This window comes from Atribacterota bacterium, assembly GCA_028717805.1.
GTDB lineage: Bacteria > Atribacterota > Phoenicimicrobiia > Phoenicimicrobiales > Stramentimicrobiaceae > Stramentimicrobium.
Map to the genome: position 1 here is coordinate 28301 of JAQUNC010000025.1, position 5772 is coordinate 34072.

Annotated in this window: 7 protein-coding genes; 3 read left to right on the forward strand and 4 right to left on the reverse strand. The window is 31.9% G+C overall.

What is annotated here, in order from left to right; all coding sequences use genetic code 11:
* From PHD84_06760 to PHD84_06770, 3 genes are all read right to left on the reverse strand, one after another.
* Positions 1-632, reverse strand: a 632-nt coding sequence (locus PHD84_06760; GenBank protein MDD5637498.1) for a GntR family transcriptional regulator, incomplete at its 3' end; no start/stop codon positions are given.
* 181 nt (positions 633-813) lie between these two features.
* Positions 814-1944, reverse strand: coding sequence for a caspase family protein (locus tag PHD84_06765; protein MDD5637499.1), 1131 nt, complete (start codon positions 1942-1944; stop codon positions 814-816).
* A 4-nt stretch (positions 1945-1948) separates the two neighbouring features.
* Positions 1949-2509, reverse strand: coding sequence for a manganese efflux pump MntP family protein (locus PHD84_06770; GenBank protein ID MDD5637500.1), 561 nt, complete (start codon positions 2507-2509; stop codon positions 1949-1951).
* 198 nt (positions 2510-2707) lie between these two features.
* Here PHD84_06770 and PHD84_06775 point away from each other — a divergent pair, with 198 nt between their 5' ends.
* Both PHD84_06775 and PHD84_06780 read left to right on the forward strand, forming a co-directional pair.
* Positions 2708-3217: a permease gene (locus PHD84_06775; protein MDD5637501.1), complete on the forward strand. Its 510-nt coding sequence runs from the start codon at positions 2708-2710 to the stop codon at positions 3215-3217.
* Positions 3218-3713: 496 nt separating this feature from the next.
* Positions 3714-4154: a hypothetical protein gene (locus PHD84_06780; protein MDD5637502.1), complete on the forward strand. Its 441-nt coding sequence runs from the start codon at positions 3714-3716 to the stop codon at positions 4152-4154.
* Here PHD84_06780 and plsX read toward each other — a convergent pair.
* Positions 4125-5141 carry a phosphate acyltransferase PlsX gene (plsX, locus tag PHD84_06785; protein MDD5637503.1) on the reverse strand — a complete coding sequence of 339 codons (1017 nt, stop codon included), beginning with the start codon at positions 5139-5141 and terminating at the stop codon, positions 4125-4127. The two genes, PHD84_06780 and plsX, sit on opposite strands and share 30 nt — an antisense overlap.
* Before the next feature lie 255 nt (positions 5142-5396).
* Between plsX and PHD84_06790 the strand changes: the two genes are divergently transcribed.
* On the forward strand, positions 5397-5772 hold a 376-nt coding region (locus tag PHD84_06790; GenBank protein MDD5637504.1), incomplete at its 3' end, for a LysE family transporter.

Below are 5772 nucleotides of genomic sequence, written 5' to 3' on the forward strand. Positions count from 1 at the left end.
ACTCGCTCTAAATGCTTTTTGATAGTTGATTCAACTAAATCTTCTTCCTTCTTTTCAATAGCCTCTATAATTTCTAAATGTTCCTTGATAGATTCTTTATAGGGATAATTTTTTATAAATATATTCATAAACCAATTGGTATGATCCCCAAAGTTATCCAGAATATCTATCAGTTTTTTATTTCCACATTCACTATATAATAATTTATGAAAGTCTTTATCTAAAACAAAAAAATGGTTTTTACTTTCTTTATTTTCTGATTTGGAGCTTAGCTGAATAAAATTTTTTTTGATTCTTTCTAAATAAGACCTAGATATTCTTGGTAATGATTCTTTAGCAGCTAATGGTTCAAGCACTTTCCTTATCCTGCATATATCTTTTACTTCCTGCTGAGTAATATTAGAAACCATTGTACCTTTATAGGGAATAATATTAACAAATCCTTCCTTTTCTAATCTATTTAAAGCTTCCCGAATAGGACCTCGACTGATATTCATACTCTTGGATATTTTTTCTTCTACCAAAAATAATCCGGGTTTAAGATTGCCTATAATTATCTCTAATTTTATTGCTTGATAAGCCTTGTCTTTGAGGGATAACAATTTTTCTGAATATAAAAAATTGTCAATCAAAATATAAATTTACCTTTTGTAGTTTTCTTTTTATTATTATAATTCAGTTGTTTACAATTTGTCAACAATGCAAACGAAACCTTTTAGTGATATTTTAATAAGAACAAATTTCGCTTGACCTTTAAAATTTTTCCTATTTTTAAGGAAAGATTTTCAATCAATTCCTACCTTTAAACAATCTTCAATATTCAATCAAGGTAAAGGAAGAATTCTGAGGAAAGACCTGAACATCCTGTTCTAAATAGGCTAAGGAAGGGTAAATGTACTGGTAAATCTCATTTAATGTCACCTTATAATCCAGATTAATGTCAGCGGGATAAGGAAAACTAAAATCATTATAACCACAACCATCGCAAAAGAACGCAGAAAAATAGCCATAGGGATAGCCATCAATAGGATGTGGTTTGGTTGTTTCAAAACATTGCTGATCTCCGGAAGCAGATACAATTACCTGGAATCCCTCTGAAGCAAGATTCCCCTTTGCCAATTTTAAATTATATAAAGCGAAAGATTCCAGGATATTAGCATTCAATATCTGCAGTTCTTCTAGATTCATACCTACCCGAGAAAGTAATTCCTTGCCAATAAACCCCCCAGAATAACAAGAATCCATAATTACTACTTTTGTTCCGGATATTTTCACTAAAGCAGCAGCTAATTCCTCAACAGTAATATCCATGGAATAATCCTCTATTACCGCATCATAAGGTAAAATAGTAGTTATAACACCATTACTCCAGCCATGGCCAGAGAAATAAAAGTAGGAAACATCATTATCATTAGCCTGGGAAAATGACAAGGAAATTTCCTGTAAGATATTGGAATGAGTGGCTTGTTCTCCAATCAGAGTGTTAAGCACAGAAAAAATAGTTTTTCCATCACCAAATCGAGTATTTCTAAAAATCTGAATCATCCTGGAAACATCAAAAGAAGGAGCATACAAATCAGTTATACCTGGATCTTTATATTTATCAACACCTACGCATAAAGCTCGATATTCTGCTTCAGGAAATAACTCTAAATATGCTGAAGTAGTCTGCTTTTGAGTAATAACCACTGATTCAGTCCGGCTCAGGGGAGGATTATCTAAAGTTAACATAATGGTATAGGAACCTTGATAGAGATTAGTAATTAGAGCAGGAGTAACCATTCCGGTATCAGTATCGTTAAGAAAAATTTGTGCACCGGATGGATTACTGGTTACATAAAGTGAACCATAGGGAAAGAAAAAGCATCCACCAAAAAAAATGGAAAATAATAAGACAGGAATTAATTTAATAAAATAATTGTAATTACATTTTTCCCTGTTCAACCTATTATCCTCTAATATGTCCTACTAAAATTTGAAGACCAATAAAAATCAAGATTATACCACCAACCAGGTCAGCATACCTCTCCATTAAATAGCCTAATACTTTGCCTATTCTAACCCCTATTAAAGATAAGAGCAAAGTAATTATACCAATAATAATAATTGTTTTTATGATATCCAGTTCCAGAAAGGATAAACTTACTCCAGCGATAAACGCATCAATACTGGTAGCTAACGCTAATAATAACAGTACTGATATACTATTGAAATTAATAGATTGTTTCTTTTCTGTCTTCTGAAAAGAGTCGTAAATCATTCTGGCTCCAACCAGGCATAGGAGAAGAAAGGCAATCCAGTGATCATATTGTGCTATATAAATTACTATATTCTGGCCTAACCACCAGCCTATCAAGGGCATTATCATCTGGAAACCAGCAAATAAAAAAGCAATCTTTAAAGCAAAAACCAGATTCGCGGTACCGGAGACAATACCTCCGGTAATAGATACAGTAAAGGCATCCATAGCCAGCCCAATAGCCAGAAAAACTGTAGATAAAAAAGACATGGCGATATTTCCTAATTCCTAGAATTTTAAGTAACAATGATATTAAAATATATTTTTAATTATCAATAAGATGAAATGATTTTAACAAATTATCAAGAAGAGGTCTACTTATAAATTTCTATTTATCAAATATAACCAGGTTTAAGTTATGCTATACTTAAAGAAAACATACCAGTTACTGATAAAGGAGAAAAAATTATGAACTTTATTATCTATTTCATCGGTAAAAACTGGGCTCAAAGAATAATTGTTTTAGGAACAATTCTATTATACCTGTATTTAATACTGGATAAACCAGAAATTGCCAGGAAAGGATTTACCAATTCGATACGCATTTTTTTTGAATTAATGCCGTTTATTTTTGCAGCTCTCCTTATCTCTCAGGCTATTACTCTTTTATTGCCTGATGAGATAATCATAAAATGGTTTGGACAAGAAAGCGGTATAAAAGGAATCATCACCGGAGGGCTTTTAGCAGGTTTACTCCAGGGAGGACCATATGCAGTATATCCCATTTTGCAATCTCTTTTACAGAAAGGTGCCCACATAAGCATCATTGTAACCATGCTAATCGGTTATGGAGCAATCGGATTAAGTCGAATTGTCTATGATTTCATTTTCTTTGAACCACAACTCGTGGGATTGCGACTATTAATCACTGTTCCGCTTACTATTATCTCTGGTTTAATTCTATACTTTATTCTATAGAGCAAACATGGTTTGAAACTAACAACCATAAACTAAAAAGCTTATTACAGCAAACCATATTTGAGATATTTATTAACTATAATTTATATATAATTCTAACTACCGGATAATTATGCCTCGTTAAAAAATTTGACAATGAATAACATATTTCTATATGATAACGAATATCAACATATGTAATAATAGTGAAATTTCAAACTAATTCTGCTATTATTACACACTTTTTTCTAAATAAGGAGAGCAAGATACACTAAGCCTGATTATACAATAGAGTGTCATTTTCATAATTATTATAATTCAGGCAAAAGAAGATTTTTATAAAAAATGAATCACCAGATATTCTAATGAATAATAAATATTAAGCGTGAAGTTAATTTAAGAGGTTCTCAAGGGGAAGAATGATCCTTGAATATCTTATGAAAAACTATCTCTACACTTACAATGAAATATTATGAATAAAGAATTTGTAAAATTACGAACATCACATTAAATTAATATGAATAATAAAAAATCAAGTCAAAAGATTCCTTTTAATCAGGAATTTAAACCCAGAATACCTAAAAAAACTCAAATTTCAGCTACAGATTTTCTGTTTGCTGCTCTTCTTCTCTTATTAATATACTATCTGTTCAGATATACTGATATAGATGTATTCCTTATAACTGTAATTATCGCCTTGTTAGGAATAGCAATTGATATGTTCAGTAATATATTCACTTATCTGCTGGTATTAATTCAATCTGTTCCCTATATCGGGCCTATGATTGCTAAGATCATCACCTGGCCTATCTTTGTTACATTAAATGTCATGGCCTATTTCGTTACTTTAATTGTTATCCGCTTTAAAGGAATAGCCTTGGTGAAAGACGCCCGCATTGTAACAACTATTTTTTTGATTGGTTTGTTATTAGGTTTCATCCTGGGTCGTATATTTTGAATCAAGATCAAGTGCTTTAAGGTGGTCTAATCCCTTGTTTTCAACAAATACCGAGGCGCTATATAAAGCATTTTTTATTGCCTCTGCCTTAGATCTACCATGACAGATAAAACACAATCCATTTACTCCTAATAGCGGCGCTCCTCCATAAGTTTTATAGTTCCGTCTTCTGGCATAATCGCTAAATCTTTCTTTTAACATTTGAGTAGTAACATCATCAGGAAGGCTTCTTAAAATACTGACTTTAAAATCAGTCATAAACATATTGCTTAAGCCTTCTGCAGTTTTCAGAACAATATTACCTACAAAACCATCGCAGACAATAACATCTGCTAACCCCATAAAGATATCCCTTCCTTCGATATTTCCCATAAAATTAAGATCCTGCCTATCTTTGAGTAGGATATAAGCCTCCCTGGTTAATCGGTTCCCTTTGTTCATCTCTTCTCCTATATTGAGTAATGCTACTTTAGGTTGATTGATATTAAGCTCATATCTGGCATAAGAAGCACCCATAAGGGCAAAATGAAGTAAATGGATTGGTTTACAATCAACATTAGCACCCATATCAAGAATAATTTTATTGCCATTTAAAGTCGGTATAATCACAGCAATGGCTGGGCGTTTAATCCCGGGCATGCAACCTAATTTTAAAAGTGCCGCTGCCATAACTGCACCGCTATTACCGGCAGAAACAAACGCTTCTGTTTTCCCATCTTTTAATAAATCCATTCCCATCATAATCGAGGAGCTGTTTTTTCCTTTAATAGCCTCTGTAGGCAATAAATCATTACTAATCCTATCGGGACAATCAATAATCTCAATTTTCTCCTTATCAAAGGGATATTTTTCTAGATCCTGTTCTATTAATATTGCCTCCCCCAAAAGTGTTATTGAGGCATTTTTATCTCTTAAAAAAAGAAAGGCTCCTTTTAGAGTTTCTTCTGGGCTATAGTCTCCGCCCATTACATCTAATGATATGTTCAATTACCATCCCTCCTTATCACCTGCTTATAATAGCTGATATTATATTTGATTTATAGTAATATTATAATGAATGTATCGATATATGGCAAAAATAATTTTAAAAAATATTCTTTTTGATTATAAGCATTCTAATAACATCGACTGACTGTCATTTTCTATCATTGACATCTATATTGATTTAATGTAAACTAACCACAACTATTGAATAATTTTACTAAAAAAATAATAAAATTCGAAATACTAAAACAGATATCAATGGAAAATATTGATGTTGCTTCCCTTATTCCTTTTGTATTAGTAACTATCTATACACCCGGTCCCGGAAATATCGCGTGTACTTCTATGGGTGTTAGACATGGCATAAAAAAGTCAATTAACTTTATTTATGGTATTACTCTTGGATTCATATTGATATCATTACTTGGTGGACTATGCTCTAAATTATTATTGACAATTATACCTTCTTTGGAATCAATAATGAGGTGGATCGGTGCTGCTTATATTCTGTATTTAGCTTATAATATATTAAAAGCAGACTATTCCTTTGCTCAAAATAATAAGCAGATACAGATACAGCCATTTGGTTTTAAACATGGGATTCTTCTTCAATTCGTAAATCCAAAATGCATTA